18 protein-coding genes are annotated in these 18,570 nt (G+C 64.1%); 10 read left to right on the top strand and 8 right to left on the bottom strand.

The window, feature by feature from the left end; all coding sequences use genetic code 11:
* Both JQ631_RS29765 and JQ631_RS29760 read left to right on the top strand, forming a co-directional pair.
* Positions 1-1,662 (top strand): pilus assembly protein TadG-related protein, encoded by a 1,662-nt coding sequence (locus tag JQ631_RS29765; protein WP_249161242.1) that lies wholly within the window; start codon positions 1-3, stop codon positions 1,660-1,662.
* Positions 1,663-1,749: 87 nt separating this feature from the next.
* Entirely contained in the window at positions 1,750-2,142 is a 393-nt protein-coding gene (locus tag JQ631_RS29760; protein ID WP_212333032.1) for a c-type cytochrome, read from the top strand.
* A gap of 10 nt (positions 2,143-2,152) precedes the next feature.
* On the opposite strand, the gene JQ631_RS29755 is transcribed toward JQ631_RS29760, so the two are convergent.
* Both JQ631_RS29755 and JQ631_RS29750 read right to left on the bottom strand, forming a co-directional pair.
* Positions 2,153-3,643: a M48 family metalloprotease gene (locus JQ631_RS29755; protein ID WP_212333142.1), complete on the bottom strand. Its 1,491-nt coding sequence runs from the start codon at positions 3,641-3,643 to the stop codon at positions 2,153-2,155.
* 33 nt (positions 3,644-3,676) lie between these two features.
* Positions 3,677-4,528 carry a thermonuclease family protein gene (locus JQ631_RS29750; RefSeq protein WP_212333141.1) on the bottom strand — a complete coding sequence of 284 codons (852 nt, stop codon included), beginning with the start codon at positions 4,526-4,528 and terminating at the stop codon, positions 3,677-3,679.
* Positions 4,529-4,787: 259 nt separating this feature from the next.
* Here JQ631_RS29750 and JQ631_RS29745 point away from each other — a divergent pair, with 259 nt between their 5' ends.
* The 4 genes from JQ631_RS29745 (at position 4,788) to JQ631_RS29730 (ending at position 9,912) form a co-directional block, all read left to right on the top strand.
* Positions 4,788-5,996 (top strand): ABC transporter substrate-binding protein, encoded by a 1,209-nt coding sequence (locus JQ631_RS29745; RefSeq protein ID WP_212333030.1) that lies wholly within the window; start codon positions 4,788-4,790, stop codon positions 5,994-5,996.
* 134 nt (positions 5,997-6,130) lie between these two features.
* Positions 6,131-6,919 (top strand): enoyl-CoA hydratase, encoded by a 789-nt coding sequence (locus tag JQ631_RS29740; protein WP_212333022.1) that lies wholly within the window; start codon positions 6,131-6,133, stop codon positions 6,917-6,919.
* A gap of 2 nt (positions 6,920-6,921) precedes the next feature.
* Positions 6,922-7,671, top strand: a complete 750-nt coding sequence (locus JQ631_RS29735) for a VOC family protein (RefSeq protein WP_212333020.1) — start codon at positions 6,922-6,924, stop codon at positions 7,669-7,671.
* 126 nt (positions 7,672-7,797) lie between these two features.
* Positions 7,798-9,912, top strand: a complete 2,115-nt coding sequence (locus JQ631_RS29730; protein ID WP_212333018.1) for an acetate--CoA ligase family protein — start codon at positions 7,798-7,800, stop codon at positions 9,910-9,912.
* Positions 9,913-9,973: 61 nt separating this feature from the next.
* On the opposite strand, the gene JQ631_RS29725 is transcribed toward JQ631_RS29730, so the two are convergent.
* From JQ631_RS29725 to JQ631_RS29715, 3 genes are read right to left on the bottom strand one after another with little or no spacing between them, the layout of a single operon-like run.
* Complete coding sequence (locus tag JQ631_RS29725) at positions 9,974-10,792, bottom strand: enoyl-CoA hydratase/isomerase family protein (RefSeq protein ID WP_212333016.1); 819 nt, start codon at positions 10,790-10,792, stop codon at positions 9,974-9,976.
* A 39-nt stretch (positions 10,793-10,831) separates the two neighbouring features.
* On the bottom strand, positions 10,832-11,992 hold the full coding sequence (locus JQ631_RS29720) for an acyl-CoA dehydrogenase family protein (protein ID WP_212333014.1): 1,161 nt from the start codon (positions 11,990-11,992) through the stop codon (positions 10,832-10,834).
* Between the two features lie 15 nt (positions 11,993-12,007).
* Complete coding sequence (locus JQ631_RS29715) at positions 12,008-13,072, bottom strand: acyl-CoA dehydrogenase family protein (protein ID WP_212333012.1); 1,065 nt, start codon at positions 13,070-13,072, stop codon at positions 12,008-12,010.
* A gap of 266 nt (positions 13,073-13,338) precedes the next feature.
* Here JQ631_RS29715 and JQ631_RS29710 point away from each other — a divergent pair, with 266 nt between their 5' ends.
* Positions 13,339-14,124: an SDR family NAD(P)-dependent oxidoreductase gene (locus JQ631_RS29710; RefSeq protein ID WP_212333010.1), complete on the top strand. Its 786-nt coding sequence runs from the start codon at positions 13,339-13,341 to the stop codon at positions 14,122-14,124.
* Positions 14,125-14,255: 131 nt separating this feature from the next.
* On the opposite strand, the gene JQ631_RS29705 is transcribed toward JQ631_RS29710, so the two are convergent.
* Both JQ631_RS29705 and JQ631_RS29700 read right to left on the bottom strand, forming a co-directional pair.
* On the bottom strand, positions 14,256-14,528 hold the full coding sequence (locus JQ631_RS29705) for a GlsB/YeaQ/YmgE family stress response membrane protein (RefSeq protein WP_194479162.1): 273 nt from the start codon (positions 14,526-14,528) through the stop codon (positions 14,256-14,258).
* Between the two features lie 43 nt (positions 14,529-14,571).
* Positions 14,572-15,165 (bottom strand): YidB family protein, encoded by a 594-nt coding sequence (locus JQ631_RS29700; RefSeq protein WP_212333008.1) that lies wholly within the window; start codon positions 15,163-15,165, stop codon positions 14,572-14,574.
* 162 nt (positions 15,166-15,327) lie between these two features.
* Between JQ631_RS29700 and JQ631_RS29695 the strand changes: the two genes are divergently transcribed.
* Positions 15,328-16,341: a 2-dehydropantoate 2-reductase gene (locus JQ631_RS29695; protein WP_212333007.1), complete on the top strand. Its 1,014-nt coding sequence runs from the start codon at positions 15,328-15,330 to the stop codon at positions 16,339-16,341.
* Positions 16,342-16,360: 19 nt separating this feature from the next.
* On the top strand, positions 16,361-16,573 hold the full coding sequence (locus tag JQ631_RS29690) for a hypothetical protein (RefSeq protein WP_212333005.1): 213 nt from the start codon (positions 16,361-16,363) through the stop codon (positions 16,571-16,573).
* Positions 16,574-16,647: 74 nt separating this feature from the next.
* Here the strand turns inward: JQ631_RS29690 and JQ631_RS29685 are convergent, their stop codons facing one another.
* Positions 16,648-17,262, bottom strand: coding sequence for a hypothetical protein (locus tag JQ631_RS29685; RefSeq protein ID WP_212333004.1), 615 nt, complete (start codon positions 17,260-17,262; stop codon positions 16,648-16,650).
* Positions 17,263-17,471: 209 nt separating this feature from the next.
* On the opposite strand from JQ631_RS29685, the gene JQ631_RS29680 reads away from it, so the two are divergent.
* Positions 17,472-18,491: an alpha/beta hydrolase gene (locus JQ631_RS29680; RefSeq protein WP_212333140.1), complete on the top strand. Its 1,020-nt coding sequence runs from the start codon at positions 17,472-17,474 to the stop codon at positions 18,489-18,491.
* Positions 18,492-18,570 lie beyond the last annotated feature (79 nt).

Genomic DNA, 18,570 nt, shown 5'->3' with positions numbered 1-18,570 from the left:
ATGTGGGCGACGACGCTAATTCGCCGCTTCATCACGGACCGGTCGGGCAATTTCACCATCATGGGTGCGGGATTGATGACCCTGGTCATTGGGTGTACCGCGCTCGGCGTCGATGTCGGATCGATCTTTGCCGACAGGCGGAAGGCGCAGAGCGCCGCGGACCTTGCCGCCATCGTGGCTGCCAGCAATCTGAACAACGCGTTCAATGCCGCGTCCGCGACGGTGGTGAAGAACAACTACCCGGCCAACTCGCTGGTCGGCGTGGATATCGGCACCTACACGCCCAATCCGGCGGCGGCGCCACAAGCGCGCTTCGTGACACCCGCCGCGGGATCCGCAAATGCTGCGCGCGTCACGCTAAGGACGCAGACCCCGCTCTACTTCGCACGATACATCACCGGCAGCAGCCAGTTCACGATCAATACCCAGGCGACCGCTTCGAGCACGGCCCTCGCTTCCTTCGCGATCGGGTCGCGCCTGGTTTCGATCAATGGAGGACTCCTCAACGCCATTCTGGGCGGCATGCTGGGGACCAGCATTTCGCTGACGGCGATGGACTACCAGTCGCTGATCAATGCAAGGATCGACGCTTTCGATTTTCTCTCGGCTCTGGCAACCCGTGCAAATCTCACCAGTGTGACCTACAACGATCTGCTGACGGGCAATGCGAGATTGCCCGATGTTGTTGCCGCGGCTCTGGCGGCACAGCAGGCGACCAACGGCCCCAGTTCAGCCACCACCGCACTGTCCAAGATATCGCAGGCGGTATCTAGTCTCTCGACCAGGATCAATCTTGGCTCGGTGATCGATCTGGGGCCCTATAATGGGATGATCACCGGCCAGAAGCCGAAGGTCGGCGTCAGCGTGTCGGTCTTAAGCCTGCTTTCCGCGGTGGCGGAAGTCGCGAACGGCACGCACCAGATCACGGCTCCGGTCAATTTGGGGCTGCCCGGCATCGTCGCCGCCAGCCTGGTGGTGACGGTCGGCGAACGTCCCGTCGGCTCGGGCTGGGTCGCTGTCGGCACGCAAGGTGCAAGCGTTCACACCGCCCAGACGCGGATCCTGCTCACGGTCCAGATCGGCGGCAGCGGCATCGTTCCGGCGATCAACCTGCCGCTTTATGTCGAAATTGCCCAAGGTACGGCCACGCTCAACGCCATTTCGTGCAATCACGCGAATATAACGAACTCGACAGTGACGCTGGGCGTTACGCCGGGGCTGGTGGATGCCTGGATCGGCAATGTCTCGCTGGCGGACATGACGAATTTCGCGACCAAACCGAATCCGCCTGCGGCCGTGCTTGTCAATGTCGGCGGGATCAACGTCTCCGGTCGCGCCCATGCGGCGATCGGGAATACGTCGCCGACCTCGGTCGATTTCACCTATGTCGATATTCAGTCGCAAGTGGCGAAGACCGTCAGCACACGCAACTTCACCTCGTCGCTGACATCAAGTTTGCTCGGCGATCTGTCACTGAGTGTCAACGGAGCCGGTGTTCCGATCCCGGGCCTGACGTCGGCGGTCACCGGAATCCTGTCCGGATCGACCGGTTCGATCGACCAACTCGTCGCCTCGACCTTGTCGACGCTCGGGGTCGGCGTAGGCCAGGCCGATGTCTGGGTCTCGGGCGTTCGCTGCGACGGTGCGGTGCTGGTGAACTAGGGTGTGACCGACATTTGTGCTGTCCGCGGACGGGAATAAAAGCCGTGGCCGGACGATCCTGTTTGCGTGTCGCTAGCAGGAGATCACATGAACGTCTGGTCGAATTCCGCCTCTGGGCGAAGCACCGCAAGCCTGGCCGTCGCGATCGCGCTTTTATGCGCAACGGACCCCGCCGTCGCGACCGGCAACGCCGCACGCGGCCAGACACTCTACAAGGGCTGCGCCGACTGTCACTCGATCAACGAGAACGGCGTCGGCCCGATGCACAAGGGCGTGGTCGGCCGCAAGGCGGGCAGCGTCTCCGGCTACGACTACTCGCCCGACCTGAAGAATTCAGGGATCGTCTGGACCGAAGACAACCTCGACAAATGGCTGACCGGGCCGCAGGCCATGGTGCCTGAGACCAAGATGTACTTCGATGTGCCGGATGCACAGGATCGCGCCGATATCATCGCGTATTTGAAGGAGAAGGCGCGGTAGCCGCCACGCCTCAATCCGTCACGATCTTGACGCGGTCGCGCACCTTCACCTGCGCGGTGCGGTCGAGACCGTTCAGCACGCGAAAGCGTTCGGCCGGATGATCGACGCCGGCCATGCGGTGGGACAGCGATTCCACGGTGTCGCCGGGCTGCACGGTGATGACCTTGATGCGCAGCGGACGTGCGGCCTGGATCTCTTCGAGGGTCAGGCGGCGGAATGAATTGACGGTCTCGCGCGCATTGCGTTCGCTCTCGGTCGATTTCTGCCGTGTTGCGAAGATGAAACGGTAGACGTCGCTGCCGAAGCGCAGTGCATACACCTTGAACTGCCACTGGTCGCCCTTGGCGGTGGCAGAGGCCGCCGGGAAGCCATTGATGGTGATGTCCTCGGTGGAGGCTTTCTCGACGCCCTCCATCCAGCCGGAATTGAGGTAGTCGCCGAGCGACTGCTCGGCCGGCACGCGCACGACGTCGAAGCGCATCGCCTGCGAGCCGCCCTCGCGCACGCCGATCACCGCCTGCGCGGTGTTATCAAGTGTGAAATTGTCCGGCGCCTGGAAGGTGAAGCCGAGCTTTGGATGCAGGAAACGCCGGCCGCGGACAAAGCCTTCGCTGGGGTCCTCGCCATAGACGAGGTTGTCGATCGCGGAGAGATAGCTCTCGCGGTCGCGCTCGGCACCCTCGGGCGCAACATATTGCCGCGCGATGGTCTGCGCATTCTGAACGCGCTCGGGCGTGGCCGGATGCGACGAGGTGAAATCCTGCACGCGAGGATCGAGTGAGCTCTTGCCGGCTTTGAGTTCGGCATTGCGCTCCATTGCGGCGAGGAAGCGGGCCGCGCCATAGGGGTCGAAATGTGCCTTGGCGGAAATGCCGACGCCGATGCCGTCAGCCTCGAATTCCTGGTTGCGCGAAAAGCTCGCCATGGTGAGCTTGGTCTTGGCGAGCGCAAGCGCGGTGAGATCGGGATCGGTGCTCATGTCGGTGACGACACGGGTGACGATCGCGGCCTGGCGCGCCTGGTCCTCGCGCATCGCGGCGTGCTTCGACAGCACATGCGCCATCTCGTGGCTCAGCACGGAGGACAATTCGGAGGTGTCGCTGGCCAGCGCAAGCAGTCCGCGGGTGACATAGAGCTGGCCGTTCGGCAGCGCGAACGCGTTCACCGCACCGGAATTGAGGATGGTGACCTTGTAGCCCTGGTCGGGACGGTCGGAGGCGGCGACCAGCCGGTCGACAGTTTTGGTGACCAGTGCTTCGAGCCGGGGATCGTCATAGGTCCCGCCATAGCTCGCCAGGATGCGCTCGTGCTCCTTTTCGGTAGCGGGGGTCTGGGCGACGGCCGGCTTCGGCTTGGGCATCGCGACAGTCGGCGGAGCGGTTGCGGTCTGGAACCGGCCCATATCACCGCAACCGGCGAGACCGCTACCCAGCAGCAGGCAAAGCGCGGCCGGCGCAGCCCGCAGGCGGCGGCCATCACCTCGTCCGTGCCGTTCTAGCACCCCATTCACGTCGCTTAACCCGTGCCCGGCCCCTTAAGGCCTTACCCCAATAGGCTCGTTTGCGCCCAGCAATTCAACCTGTCCCAAGAGACGTACGTCAATCCGCGGCCCCGTCGTCCCCTCAATCCAGCCTCTGACGCGAATACGCCTATTTTCCAGAGACTTAAGGGGCATGCCAGCGCTTTCGAACACCGGCAGCGTGCGCTTTGAAATAGTCACCGCAAAGCTGTGTGTCCAGTTCCGTCCGAAGTTGAGGTAGGTCATTGCCCCAGCTTGCCGGACCGACAGGACTTTGCCCTCGACCACCATAAAGCGCCCGATCCCAACCAAAATATCGTCCGGACTTTCCGCGTTTTTTATGGCCGACGGGTCAGCCCAACTGCCCTTTTTTTGGCGCCGCGCCTCGGCTTCCGACGCCATCAGGGCCGCCGCGCAGTCCTTGTCCGCAACCTCGCCCGAGACGAGGGCATCGCCCTGGGCGAGCAGCGTGGCCTGCACGGAAGTCTCACTCTCGCCGATGAACATCAGGGCGCCCTGACGGCCGTAGCGGTCGGGCGTGTCGTCCGTGCTGCGCAGCGTAACGTCGCGGCCGACGAGCAGCGAGGTCAGCTCCTGCCTGGTCGTTGCTGTCGCCTCGATGCCGGTGAGACGAACTTCGCGGCCGTCATCGAGGCGCACGCTGTGCGCGTCCACGATTGCAGTGACGCGGCCCTCGCCCTGTGCCTCGAATTGGCACGGCGTCGCGGACGCTGCGTCGGCGGCGACGAGAAGGAGTACGACGATGAAGTGAAGCCGCTGCGTCACATGACCCGGAGAGGTTGCGTTACGCGCTAGTTTTAACTCATGCGCGGTGGATCGCGAAGAGGCTTTGCCACACTCCGTCATTGCGAGCGCAGCGAAGCAATCCAGACTGCCGCCGCGTAGAGATTCTGGATTCCTTCGCTGCATGCGCAATGACGACGCGGAAACGTCTTGCGTCTTCCGACCATTCCGCTTTGCGGAAAACGCAAGGCCGTTGCGGGATGCGCAACGCGCTTCTGCTTGCTGCGCTCTTGCGCATGCGGCATGATTGCGGGAATAGCGATTGCCAAGAGCAATAATCAAGCCGTCATCAGAGACAGGCAATCAAGGGAGGCCCTTTTCCATGAAGCATATTTTGTCGGGTATTTTTGCAGCAGCGTTCGCCCTGAGTGCGAGCGCCGCCGCGCAGGCCCAGGACAAGCCTCCTCTGAAAATCGGCGGCATCCTCGACATGTCGAGCCTTTACGCCGACATCACCGGCCCCGGCAGCGAGACCGCGGCCAAGATGGCCGTGGAGGATTTCGGCGGCGAAGTGCTCGGGCGCAAGATCCAGGTGCTGGCGGCTGACCATCAGAACAAGGCCGACCTGGCCGCCAACATCGCCCGCGACATGCTCGACAATCAGGGCGTCGAGATGATCTACGACGTCGCGGCCTCCGCGACTGCGCTCGCCGCCGGCGAGATCGCAAAAGCGCGCAACAAGATCATCATGTTCAACGGCCCGGGCTCGATCCGTCTCACCAACGAGGCCTGTGGTCCCTACACCATCCACTACGTGTTCGACACCTACGGCCAGGCCAATGTGACCGGCCTTGCGGCCGTGAAATCAGGCCTCGACACCTGGTTCTTCCTCACCGCCGACTACGCGTTCGGCCAGGACCTGGAGAAGGACACCAGCGCCGTGGTCATCAAGACTGGCGGCAAGGTGCTCGGCGCCGTCCGTCATCCGCTCAACACGTCCGACTTCTCGTCCTTCCTGCTTCAGGCGCAGGCGTCCAAGGCCAAGGTGATCGGGTTGGCCAATGCCGGCGGCGACACCGTCAACGCGATCAAGCAGGCGGCCGAGTTTGGCATCACCAAGGGCGGACAGAAAGTTTCGCCGCTGCTCGCCTTCGTGACCGACATTGATTCGATCGGACTGGAGACCGCGCAGGGCCTGCTGCTGGCCGAGGCGTTCTACTGGGACATGAACGACGAGACGCGTGCATTCTCGAAGCGCTTCATGGAGCGGGTGAAGCGGCCGCCGACCTCGGCACAGGCCGGCGTCTATTCCTCCGTCATGCACTATCTGAAGGCGGTGAAGGCGGCCGGTACGACCGACTCGGCCGCGGTCATGAAAGTGATGAAGGAGACGCCGATCAACGATTTCTTCGCGCATAACGGCAAGATCCGCGAGGACGGCCGCATGATCCACGACATGTACCTGTTCGAAGTGAAAAAGCCGTCGGAGTCCAAGGGCCGCTGGGACGACTACAAGCTGCTCGCCACCGTGCCTGGCAGCGAGGCGTTCCAGTCGCTCGAGCAGTCGCGCTGCCCGCTGGTGAAGAAATAGGTCTCGTCGTTGCGAGCGAAGCGAAGCAATCCAGACTGTCTCCCACGGAAACATTTCTGGATTGCTTCGTCGCTTCGCTCCTCGCAATGACGAATGTGGCGATAGACCGAACAGAACAACAAGGGAGACGTCCCATGAACGACATGGTCCTGCAAAAGCTCGAGGGCGGGCTGCTTACCATCACCATGAACCGTCCCGAGCGAAAGAACGCGCTCAACCCCGAGATGGTCGCAGGATTGGTCGAGGCGGCGCGACGCGCGGCCGATGATCCCGACGTGCGTGCCGTGCTGTTCAAGGGCGCCGGCGGCTCGTTCTGCGTCGGCGGCGACGTCAAGTCGATGGCGGCCGGTCGCGCGCCGCTGCCGTTCGAGGTAAAGATGGCGAACCTCCGCCGCGGCATGGAGGTCTCGCGCATCCTGCACCAGATGCCGAAGCCGGTGGTGGCACAGCTTGATGGTGCCGCGGCCGGCGCCGGTCTCTCAATGGCGCTGTCGTGCGATCTCCGCATCGCTTCCGAATCCTGCAAGATCACCACCGCTTTCGCCAAGGTCGGCTTCTCCGGCGATTACGGTGGCACCTATTTCCTGACCCAGCTGCTCGGCAGCGCGCGGGCGCGCGAGCTCTACCTGACGTCGCCGGTGCTCACGGCCAAGGAAGCGCATGCGATCGGCATGGTGACGAAGGTGGTCGCCGATGCCGAGATCGATGCGGCTGCGCACGAGCTCGCGCTGTCGCTGGCGCAGGGACCGTCGATCGCGCTCGGCTTCATCAAGCGCAACATCAACAATGCCGAACACCTGCCGCTGGAAGATTGCTTCGACGGTGAAGCCATCCACCACACCCGCTGCAGTGACACCGAAGACCACAAGGAAGCCGCCAAGGCTTTCGTCGAGAAGCGCAAGCCGGCCTTCAAGGGGGCATGACGATGGCGCCGTATATGCGGCTGCGGCAGATCTGTCTCGTCGCGCCGCAGTTGGCGCCTGTCATCTCCGACATCGCCGGGATCATGGGTCTGTCCGTCTGTTACCAGGACGGCAACGTCGCCAAATACGGTCTGGAGAACGCGCTACTCCCGGTCGACACGATCCTGCTGGAAGTGGTGGCGCCGTTCAAGAACGGCACCACGGCCGGTCGCTTCATAGAGAAGACCGGCGGCCGCGGCGGCTACATGGCGATCTTCTGCTGCGACGATCCGGATGAGCGCGGCCGCAACGCGAACGCGATGGGCGTACGCACCGCCAATGTCATCGACCACGCGCCCTACCACGGCGTGCAGCTCCACCCCCGCGACTGCCGCGCGGCCTTCATCGAGTTCAACCACACCGAAGGCAGCGACGACATTCTGGGGGCGTATCCGCCGGCGGGTCCGGACTGGCAAAGCTTCATCCGCAAGGATGTGACGCAAGCGCTGACGGGCGTTGAGATGCAGAGCCCGGATCCGCAGGGGCTGGCGGAGCATTGGGGCAAGATCATCGGCACTGCGGCTGATGGTCCCGAGTTGAAGCTGCCGAACGCAACCTTTCGTTTCGTAAGGGGTGCCAGCGAAATCATGAGCGCACTGGAGTTTCGGGTGGCTGACGTCGCCCAGGTGCTGCATGGCGCCAAGGCGAGGGGACTCGCGGTGGCCGGGAACGAGTTTCTGCTTGGCGGAGTGACGTTCCGGCTTGTGGCCTGAGCTCTTGCCTGAGCTGCTCTTGATCCGTCATCCTGAGGTGCGAGGCGCTGCGCTCCGGCACCTCCCGCGACAACCGCTTCGCCGTTGCGCGGGGATGACGGATTAAGACAAGAAGAAGGCTTCAATATGCCCCATCCGCTCGACAGCTTCTTCGCCCCCGCGAGCATTGCGCTGATCGGCGCCTCCCGCGATCACGAGAAGATTCCGGGCCGGCTGCTCGCGATGCTGCGCAAGAACGAGTTTCCCGGAAAGATCTATCCGGTGAACCCGAACTACGCGGAGATCGACGGGCTCGCCTGCTACAAATCGATCACGGATATCGGCGTGCCGATCGATCTTGCGGTGATCATCATCCCCGCCCGCGCCGTGCTGCCTGCGCTCGAGCAATGTGCCACTGCCGGCGTCAGGAACGCAGTCATCATTTCCTCCGGCTTCGCCGAGGAGGGCGGCGACAGCGCGGCGATGCAGGATGCGATCGCGGCGCTGGCGAAGCGCACGGGCATGCGGATCTCCGGGCCCAATGCCGAGGGCTTTTTCAGCCAGGTTCAACGGGTGGCGGCGACGTTCAGTCCGGCCGTGGACGTCAAGCCGGGCGTGGTCCCGCTGGTGGTCACGACCAAGCGGATCGGCATCGTGGCGCAGAGTGGAGGCATCGGCTTTGCCTATTACCATCGCGCCAAGGCGCTTGGCATCGCCGTGAGCTACGTCGTCAGCGCCGGCAACGAATCCGATCTCGGCGCCGGCGAGTTCCTCGACTACATGGTGCGGGATGCCTCGACCCATGTGATCCTGCTCTTCGTCGAAGGCATCCGCGACGTCGACAAATTTCTCGCGGCCGCCCGGCGGGCAGCAGAGCTGAAGAAGCCGGTCATCGTTACGAAGGTCGGCCGCTCCGGCGCCGGCGAGCGCGCGGCAGCCTCGCACACCGCGAGCATGGCCGGCTGGTCAACGGCCTATGACGCGGTGTTTGCGAAATATGGTTTTATCGTATCCAACGATCTCGACGAGGCGCTGACGATCGCCGCGGTGCTTGTGAGCAATCCGCTGCCGAAAGGCGATCGTGTCGCCGTCGTCACGACGTCAGGCGGCGCCGGCATCTGGGGCGCGGATGCCGTGGCGTTGCAGGGCTTGCAGGTGCCGGAGCTTTCCCGGTCGATCCAGACGGAGATCGGAAAGCTGATGCCCTCCTACGGCACCGCGCGCAACCCGATCGATGTCACGGCGCAGGGGGTGACTTCGGGCGGGCTCCAGAAGAGCGTCGACCTGCTCACGATTTCTGATGACGTCGATGCGATTCTGGTCGTGCTGTCGCTGTCGAGCGACGTGCGCAAGCCCTTCAAAGAGCCCGAGCTGACGCCGGCGCTGGTGGCGCAGCACAAGCCGGTGGTGTTCTATTCCTACACGGTGCCGTCAGACTTCGCACGGCGCGAACTCGCCGCATCAGGTGTCGTCGTGCTGTCAGGCCTGACCCATGTCGGTGTCGCGATGCGGCGGGCCGTCGACTATGCGAAGTTCAGCCCGCCGATGCCTGCCGACGAGACGCGGTTGCCGGTGCGCGATCTCTCTGCGCACCTGACCTCGCCGGTTCTGTCCGAGGCGGACAGCAAGGCGCTGCTCCGCACCGCCGGCATTGCGCTGACCGACGAGGTGCTGGTGAAAGACAAGAGCGAGCTGGATGCGGCGGTCGCCCGCGTCGGCTTTCCGCTCGTGATGAAGATCCAGTCGCCCGACATTGCTCACAAGAGCGAAGTCGGCGGCGTGCGGGTCAACATCACGACCAAGGGCGAGGTGTTTCTGGCGTTCGAGGCGCTGCTCGACAATGCACGCAAGCATCGGCCGGAGGCCGGCATTCAAGGCGTGCTGGTCGGGCCAATGGCGAGGCGCGGTGTCGAGATCATTGTGGGTACGATGACGGACAAGACGTTTGGCCCGATGGTCATGGTGGGCCTTGGCGGCATCACCACGGAGCTGTTCCGCGATGTCGTTTACCGCCCCGCGCCGGTCAGTGCGGCCGAAGCCGGGGCGATGCTGGCCGGGCTGAAAGCTGCGCCGCTGCTGAACGGCTTTCGCGGGGCGGCGAAGACGGATGTTGCGGCGCTGGCGCAGCTGATCGCGGATATCTCAGTGCTCGCCGCGCGGCATGCAGGCGAGATTGCGGAGATCGAGCTCAATCCGGTGCTGGTGCATCCGGAGGGGCAGGGCGTGACTGTTGTCGATGCGCTGGTGGTGAGGAGGAAGTAACGCGCCCAATCACCAGTGTCGTCCCGGCCTTCGCCGGGACGACAGGCGAGCGCCAGCGAAATTACCGCCCCTTGAAATTCGCCACGCGCCGCTCTTCCGTGGCCTTCACGCCTTCCTTGAAATCTTCCGTCGCGCGCAGGCGGGTCTGCTCGGCGAGCTCGTGATTGGTTGCGGCCATCACGCGATCGGCCAATCCAGCGCGCATGGTGGCGCGGGTGGAGACCAGGCCGAGCGGGGAGCATTCGGCGATCTCGGCGGCGAGCTTCATCGCGCCGGCCTTCACCTGGTCCTGCGGCACCAGCACATTGGCGAGGCCCCATTTATAGGCTTCTTCGCCGGTGACGCGGCGGCTGGTGTAGAACATCAGCTCGGCGTTGTTCTTGCCGATCAGCTCGGGCAGCGTCGCCGTCAGGCCGAAGCCGGGATGGAAGCCGAGCTTCGTGAAGTTAGCGGCGAATCGGGCTTCGGGGCAGGTGACGCGGAAATCCGCAGACACAGCAAGCCCGAGGCCGCCACCAATAGCGGCGCCCTGCACGGCTGCCACGATCGGCTTCTTGGCGCGGAAGATGCGCACGGCCTGGATATAGAGATGGTTGATCGCGCCGAGGCTGTCGGCCGGATCGCCCTTGGCCTTCTTGTCGGCTTCGCGCGCCTCTTGCGCTTGCCGGGCCGGATCCTGGAAATTCGCGCCGGCGCAGAACGCCTTGCCCTGCGCCGAGAGGACGGAGGCGCGGATCTCGATGTCGCGGTCGAATTCGTCGAGCGCATCCGCGATCTGGTTGATGAGCGAGATGTCGAAGAAGTTGAACGGAGGCCTGCGAATTTCGATGGTGCCGACGTGTCCGACCTTCTCGACGCCGATATCTGTGTAGGTGCTCATGATGTCCTCGAAGAGTTAGCGCAGACCGGGTCCGCGCGACTAGCGCAAACCAAGTCCGCGGGCGATGATGCCGCGCAGCACTTCTGTGGTGCCGCCCTGGATGGTGAGTTTCGGTGCGGTCTTGATGGCGAAGTCGAGCTGCCGCTCCAGCGTCTCGCGGTTGGTCGCGGTCTCCTCGACGAAGGCCGCGAGATCGCGCACGCGGTGCGGAAGCTGCTGCTCCCAGACCGTGCCGATGTCCTTGACGATGGACGCCTCCACCACCGGCTCCTTGCCGGCCTGCAACATGCCGGCGACCGAGACCGACATGCGCCGCATGGTGTGGAGCTGCGCGACGAGGCGGCCGATGCCTTCGGCGCTGCGCGTGTCCGGATTCGAGCCTACCGCGCGCACGAGCTCGGTCAGCACGTAGTAAGTCTCGAGGAAGCGCTCGGGACCTGAGCGCTCATAGGCAAGCTCCGATGTCGCCTGCTTCCAGGCGCCGTCGACTTCGCCGAGCACGTGATCCTCGGGCACGAAGAAGTCGGTGAAGACGACCTCGTTGAACTCGTACTGACCCGTGATCTGGCCGATCGGGTTCACCTTGATGCCCGGCTGCTTCATCTTGACGAGGAACTGGGTCAGGCCGTGACGACGATTTTCCTTGGTCGGCGGTGACGTCCGGAAGATCGCGATCATGTAGTCGGCGATATGCGCCGACGAAGTCCAGATCTTGGTGCCGTTGATGAGATAGCCGCCGTCGGTCTTGGTCGCGCGCGTCTTCGCGGCGAACAAATCCGAGCCCGAGTTCGGTTCGCTCATGCCGATCGCAAAGCAGATCTCGCCGCGGCAGATGCGCGGCAAGATGTCCATCTTGATGTGCTCGGGCGCGTACTTGATCAGCACCGGCCCGCTCTGGCGGTCGGCGACGAAGAAGCGCCGCGTCGGCGCATTGGCGACGCGCATCTCTTCGGTCACGACGTAGCGTTCGAGGAACGAGCGCTCCTGGCCGCCATACTTCTTTGGCCAGGTCATGCCAAGCCAGCCCTTGGCACCGACCCGGCGGGAAAATTCCGGCGCGTCGGTGTCTTCGCGGTTGGGCTTGTGCGGATCGAAGGTGCCGGCGGCGATTTCTTCGGCGAGGAACGCGCGCACTTCCTTGCGCAATTGCTCGCATTTCTCGGGCAGGCGGATCGGATCGAAACGGAGAGCAGCGGTCATGTGTTTCGTTCCCTGTCAGCGCGACGCCACGAGTGGCCACAATTCATCAGCGCCCCGGGAGGCGACGAGTTTGCCGAGCTCGACGGCCCAGTGGCTCTCGGATCCGAAATCATCGCGCCAGGCCAGCGCCCGCAGCGAATAGCGGTGCAGGATGTGCTCGATGGTGAAGCCGATCGCACCATGCACCTGATGCGCGATGGCGCCGCCCTTTTCTGCGGCTTCCGCGCAGCGGATCTTTGCGGAGGCTGCCTCGAGATAGACCTCGTCGTCGAACGACTTTGCGTTCGCGATCGCATCAGCCGCAGACGTCGCGGCTGCGAGTGCCGCTGCGGATTCGCCGGCGAGACGCGCGAGATTGTGCTGCACCGCCTGGAACTTCGAGATCTTCTTCTCGAAGGCGACGCGTTCGTTGGAATAGCGCACGGAGATGTCGAGCATGGATTCCAGCGCGCCTGCGATCTGCAGGCTGCGCGCGACTCCGCCCATCAGCATCAGCGTAGTCTGGTCAGCGCCTTTTGGTGCGGCCTTGATGGTAACGGGTTGGACCTTGTCGAGCGTGACGGTATCGCTGTGGTCATAGCCGACATTGAGCCCCGACTCGGTTCGCACCTTGGCGGCATCGACCAGCGCAATGGAGACCCCATCCTTGCCATGCGCGAGCACCGCAAAGTGCTTCGCCGCTTTGGCAAAGGGCACGCCGCGCGCGCGACCGGAGAGTGCGCCGTCGGCATTAACAGTGATGCGATCCTTTGGAGAGGCCGGCAGCACGGTCATCTCGCCTTCGGGCGAGGCGATCTTGGCCTGCGCGAGCAGCCAGCCGGCGAGCATCGTTTCCGCCAGGGGAACCGCGACCGCGAAGCGGCCGGCAGCGTTCAACAAGGCAAAACCGTCCGCAAGGCTCGCGCCGGAGCCGCCGAGATCGTCGGGCACCCATGCCAGCGGCAGGCCGGCTTCGCTCAGCGCCTGCCACAGCGGCGCCTGCCACGAATTCTTCTTGTCGTTGTTGATAGTCTGCGGATCGGCGAGATCGGCGAAGATCTTCTCCGCGGTCTCGACGACGATATTGTCACTCTCCGCCACTGCGTTCCCCGTGTTTTGTCATTGCCGCGTCCTGCCCAAGGAGCGGCGCTGTCTCTTCTTGCGCCCGATGATCCGAAAAAGCCATGGTCCTGACAAGCGCTGATCGCAGGCCCATCTGCGGCTTCGGCATGGGACAAGAGCAAGCCTCGGAGCCGGTCTGGACTAATTCCGCTTAGCGGAGTTTGCTCGATTTGCAGGGCGCGGCAAACTCGCTAAACAGGGCCGGTTCTAACAGCCTGCATTCAATCAAGGGGAAGGAAATCCGGATGGCCAAGGACAGTTTGTGCGCAATCGTGACGGGGTCCGCATCCGGCCTCGGCGCTGCGACCGCGGCAATTCTCGCGGCGAGCGGGGCGCGGCTCGTCATCAATTATTCGTCGAGCAAGACCGAAGCCGAGGCCACGGCAGAGCTCTGCCGCAAAGCCGGGGCGGCGGAAGTTCTGGTCGCGCAGGGCGACGTCTCGAAGGACGACGATTGCCGCAGGATCGTTGCGGCCGCGAGCGGCTGGGGCAAGCTCGACATCCTCGTCAACAATGCAGGTACCACCAAGCACGTCGCCCATGCCGACCTCGATGGATTGTCGGCGGAAGATTTCCATCGGCTGTACGGCGTCAACACCATCGGCCCGTTCCAGATGGTGCGTGCGGCGCGCAGCCTGCTCGAAGCGGGTGCGAAGGCTTCGGGGCGTCCATCGGCCGTGGTCAACGTGTCTTCGGTGGCCGGCATCAGCGGCGTCGGCTCGTCGATCGCCTATGCCGCGAGCAAGGGCGCGCTCAATACCATGACCTTGTCGCTGTCGCGCGCGCTCGCGCCGCTGATCCGCGTCAACACTGTATGCCCCGGCTATATCGACACGCCCTGGTTCACCAAAGGCCGCGGGGAGGCCGGCGCCAAGCAGGTGCGCGACAGCGTGGTGGCGAAGGTGCCGCTGAAGGTTGCCTCGTCTGCCGAAGACATCGCGCAGCTGGTCTGCTTCCTGGCGATGCCGGCCTCCAGCAACATGACCGGCGAGGTCGTGCGCATGGATGCGGGGATGCATTTGGTTACGTGATCCGTCATTGCGAGCGAAGCGAAGCAATCCAGAAAGCGTCCGCAGGGACAGTCCGGATTGCTTCGTCGCAAGAGCTTCTCGCAATGACGATGAGGAGGCAGATGAGCCTTCTCACGCGACGGTATGCGCCGTCACCCCTTGATGACGCCGCTCGCGACCAGCCGGTGCCAGATGAACAGCACCACCACCGCGCCGATCGTAGCCATGATGAATCCCGCGCCTTGATCCGGGCTGTAGTGACCGATGGCCTGGCCGACGAAGGTCGCCAGAAACGCACCGACGATGCCGAGAATGGTGGTGAGGATGAAGCCGCTCGGGTTGTTCGGTCCCGGCGCCAGGAAACGCGCGATGAGGCCGGCGACAAAGCCGACCACGATGATCCACAACAGACCGCCCATGCTCATGTCAGTGTTCCCCCTTACCTGGTCCACGTCAAATCGATTGCGACTAAATCCGTCCCGAGATTTCGTTCTCGGTCGGCAGCCGTCCGTCCGGCGTCAGATGATCGACCACCTGCGGCAGGTACTGGCTGAGGCCGGAGAGCAGATCGTCGCGCGACAGGCCGCTCTGGGCCGAGAGGCTCTGGATCTGATCGGCGCCGAGCGCATTGGCGAGATCGCCGGGGCTGATCGCCTTGTTCTGGCCCTTGCCGACCCAGGTGCTCGCAGTCTCGCCGTGGCCGCCCTGCTGCAGCTGGTTGAGAAGATCGCCGAGGCCGCCGCTGAGCACGGAGCCTGCTGCGCCGCCCGCGAGCAGGCCGCCGAGACCGCCCTTGAGGACATCACCGAGGCCGCCACCGCCACCAAGCGCACCGCCGAGGCCACCACCAGGGCCCGCATTCACCGGCGGGGGTACAGGGGTCGGCGCCGATTGCGGCGCGGCGCCCGGTTGGCCTGCCGTCATATGCTTGAATGCCTTCCAGGCGAGCAGGCCGAGCAGCGCCATGGTCATCGGCGACATGCCGCCTGATGAGGGCTGCTCACCCGTGCGCGATCCATGTGGCCCGTTCTGCATGCCGTTGAGGACGTCGAGTAGACCCATGGTGCTCTCCTTTGGCGTTCTCGTCGGCGAGTTCTCGCCGGTGACAAGCCCCCGGGCAAAAACATATGGGGCTCTCATGACGGTTACAAGGCAGATGCGGCGTGATGGGCATGCCGCTCTACCTCTGCTAATCGAGGGGAAGACAGTCAGGGAGCAAGTCAGGTGGTGACCGATCGACCGATCGCGGTGGCCGGCGCGGGCGCCATCGGCTGTTTTGTCGGAGGCCAGCTGGCGGCTGCCGATCGCCGGGTCGCGCTGCTGTTGCGGCCGAGAGTGAAGGCCGAGATCGAGCAGTTCGGCCTGCTGCTGACGGATTTCGATGGCTCCGAGAAGAGGCTCGACGCGGGCCGGCTCGCGCTGTCGGAGGATCCTGCGATCCTTCACAGCGCGGGGATCGTGCTGGTCACGGTCAAGAGCGCCGACACGGCCGATGTCGCGGGTCAGATCGCGCGACATGCCCCCCAGGATGCCGTGATCGTGTCGTTGCAGAACGGTGTCGGCAATGTCGCGGTGTTGCAAGAGCGGGTCGGCGGCCGGCGCGTGCTTGCCGGCATGGTGCCGTTCAATGTGGTCGCGATGGGCGAGGGACGCTTCCACCGATCGACCTCCGGCGACATCACCGTCGGCGAAGATGCCGACAACACGGGGGCGGCGCTCTCGGTGCCGGGGCTTAACCTGCGCGCCAGCCGCGACATCAGCGGCGTGCAATGGGGCAAGCTGATCATCAACCTGAACAATGCGCTCAGTGCTCTCTCTGATATGCCGCTCGCCGCGCAACTGGCGAACCGCGACTGGCGAAGACTGTTCGCCGACCAGATGGCCGAAGGGTTGGCGGCACTGAAAGCCGCCGGCATCGTGCCGGTCTCGTCAACGCCGATCCCGATGAACTGGACGCCGACCCTGCTGAGACTGCCCGACATGATCTTCAACGCGATCCTGGGGCGCACGATGAAGATCGATCCGGAGGCGCGCTCCTCGATGTGGCAGGATCTGAAGCAGGGCCGCACAACCGAGATCGACTATCTCCAGGGCGCGGTCATCGCGCTCGCCGAGCAGAACCATGTCGACGTGCCGCTGATGCGCCGCATTGTTGCGCTGATCAAGGAGGCGGAGACAGCAGGCAAGGGCCCGCCGGGACTTTCACCGCAGCAAATCCGCGGTGTGGCTTCGTGTTGACGGTTGATGGAGAGGCGCGATGAAAGCTTGCCTGACGATCGGGCTGACGCTCGCCGCACTCTGCGCCGTCTCGCGCTTCGCGGAGGCTCGGCCGCCGACCGTCATGAATTCCCCCGGCTATGATGCGCGCTTGCAGGAGAGCCGCAAGGCGCTGGGTGCTACGACAACGCCGGCGCCAGATACGCAGCCGGTGACCACACCCAGGAAGAGCAAGAAGAAGCATACGCACTGAGATGCGGCATCCTCACTCGTCATCCCTCGCGAAAGCCGGAGAGTGTGGCGCAGAAGTCGGACGACGGGCTTGGCTCAGCCCTTCTTCGCCGGCTTGCCTGGCGTCGGGCTGAACAGCTTTTTGATGTCGTTCAGTCCTTCCGAGAGTCGCGGCCATTCGCAGGAGAACGCGCCCTTGGTGCAAGGGGCATTCTTCGGCCGCACACCGAGCGCCTTCGGTCGCTCGACCGGCACGGGGACACGCTCGACTTCGGTCCGCAGCGCGACCTGCTGAAGCTGCTGAGCCTGTTGTTCCTGCTGTTCGCGCTGCTGCCGCGCCATGGCCTGGGCCGCTTCATTGCTGCGGCGCTGATCGGCAAGATAAGCCGTGTAGGATTCGTCGATCTTCTTCTGCTCTTCCGGCGTCGGATTCGGCCCGGCAATGTCGAAGGTGCGGTCCTGGAGAAAGTCGTAATAGGTGTAGCCGCCCCCCGCCTTGCGCCGGCCGGCGAATTTCGCGTTGCAAACTGCAAGCGCCGAAGTCTTTTCCGCCTTGGTTGCGGATTTCTCGGCAGCGTCGGCGCATTCCTCGAAGTCGACAGGCGCGCGCTTCCACCATTGCGCGTGGGCATGCGACGAGGTCAGCAGAAAAAGACCTGCTGCGGCAACAAGAAGCGGCGCCGCGCGACGCGATGCAACTACGTCCGACATTCTACGAGGGCATTCCTTGCAAAACTCAACCCTAACTGAGTCGGAACGGATTTTTGCCCCTTTATGGCCGGCTTGTCACCCATGGAACTCGGGAATTTCATGGCCGGATTGCTGACATTTTTTGCTTGACGTGGCCGGGGAGTCACAGCCGCGCGGCCCTTGATGCGCTTAGACTTTTATCGGTTTGATGCGACAGGGGCATGTTCGTCATGAGAGCGCTGAGCTGGATGGCCGCGATCGGTTTGGTGCTGGTGTGCGGCCCCACCCTCGCCGCGGAGGAGGAGGCCCCCAACAACAAGCCGGTCAAGGTCGTCGCCGACGCGCGGTTGTCGGTGGGCGGTCAGGGACAACTTCCGCTTTATCTCTCCAACGACTGGTCGATGCCGCTGCCGGCGATCTCGCGCGCCGTCATCGTGCTGCACGGACGCCTGCGCAATGCCGACGAATATTACATCTCGGCCCACGCCGCGCAGGTCGCAGCCGGCGACGACGGCAAGAGCGCGTTGATGATCGTGCCGCAGTTCCTGGCAGAGGTCGACATCGAAGCTCACAAGCTGCCGGCCGATACGCTGCGCTGGTCGCTGGTGGGATGGGAAGGCGGCGATGCGGCGCTAGCGCCGAATCCGGTCTCGTCCTTCGAGGCGCTCGATGCGATTCTGGCAAAGCTCGCCGACCGGCGCGTCTTCCCGAACCTGAAGCAGGTCGTGATTTCGGGTCATTCCGGCGGCGGCCAGGTCGCTCAGCGTTACGCCATCGCCGGCAAGGGCGAGGCGGCGCTGTCGCGTCAGCACATCGGCATCCGTTATGTCGTCGCCAATCCCTCCTCCTATGCATATTTCAGCCGCGAACGGCCGGTGCCGGCGATTGCCGCATCCTGCCCGGGCTACAACGTCTGGAAATACGGCATGGACGGGCGGCCGCCCTATCTTGCAGACGCGACACCCGCGGCGCTGGAGCAGCGTTATGTCGAGCGCGATGTGATCTATCTGCTCGGCTCGCTCGACACCAAGCAAGCGGCGGACAAGAGCTGCATGGGCGAAGCACAAGGTCCCAATCGCTACGCCCGCGGTCACGCCTATGCCGATGCGATGGCGAAGCGTGATCACGGCACGCCCAATCACAGAGTGTGGGATGTTGCCGGCGTCGGCCACGATGGTGACAGGATGCTGACCTCGAAATGCGGCCTCGCGGCTCTGTTCGATAGTCCGGGCTGCGGCGCAGAGCGTTGATGCAAATGTCTCGGAGGCTTGCGCCTTGAAGGTCCAGCCCTGGCTGTTACACTTCGCGTCGTGAGCGCCTCGCCCTGAG

Source organism: Bradyrhizobium manausense (assembly GCF_018131105.1).
Taxonomy (GTDB): Bacteria; Pseudomonadota; Alphaproteobacteria; order Rhizobiales; family Xanthobacteraceae; genus Bradyrhizobium; species Bradyrhizobium manausense_B.
This window is presented reverse-complemented; position numbering and strand designations above follow the sequence as displayed.